General features: G+C 43.2%; 1 protein-coding gene and 1 pseudogene. One reads left to right on the forward strand and one right to left on the reverse strand.

All coding sequences use genetic code 11. The features are described 5' to 3' along the window. The coding region (locus L5M18_RS23325; protein WP_263197006.1) for an integrase core domain-containing protein at nt 1-238 on the forward strand (238 nt) is incomplete at its 5' end. A gap of 119 nt (nt 239-357) precedes the next feature. Here L5M18_RS23325 and L5M18_RS23330 read toward each other — a convergent pair. Then, nucleotides 358-593: pseudogene (locus tag L5M18_RS23330) on the reverse strand (IS4 family transposase); the annotation flags it as partial.

Consider the following 593-nt stretch of genomic DNA (forward strand, 5'->3'; position numbering starts at 1 on the left):
TCGTCGCGGGAATTGTTGGGATAACGCACCAATGGAGCGTTTCTTTAGAAGTTTGAAATCTGAGTGGATACCCGCCAATGGTTATGGGAATTTTACAGAAGCAGATAAAGAGATCACAAATTACATCACTGGATATTACAGTGAGACCAGACCCAATCAATATAATGGTGGGTTAACGCCAAATGAGTCAGAACGTTTATATTGGAATGACTCTAAAATCGTGGCCAATTTTACTTGACCACTACAAACCGAGGGATTTGTGTAGAAGAGACAGGCCATAGAGTAGGGATTTTTTATGTCTGTCGTTTTTATTAAAACTAAGACAATAAAAAGCCCCGCAAATACGCTGTCTCTTGATCACATCTTTTGCTCAAGAGACAAGGCTAGCTGGTAACCTTCAAGGATGGTTTGCAGTTTAAACCATCCTTGCCATAACCTTTCCCAGCCCACAATTCCGCTTCGTTTGCTGTCATTCCAGCCCGCGAGTTTTCCTAATCTTAGATAAGCCCAATGCACACTGGGGACTTGTTCGGGCGGTTGGCTTTTTTCCGTCTTTAGCCATAACAACTTCCAGGCCAATGGGCTTAACAGGC

Origin of the sequence: Shewanella sp. SM20 (assembly GCF_025654545.1) — a bacterium.
Lineage (GTDB): Bacteria > Pseudomonadota > Gammaproteobacteria > Enterobacterales > Shewanellaceae > Shewanella > Shewanella oncorhynchi.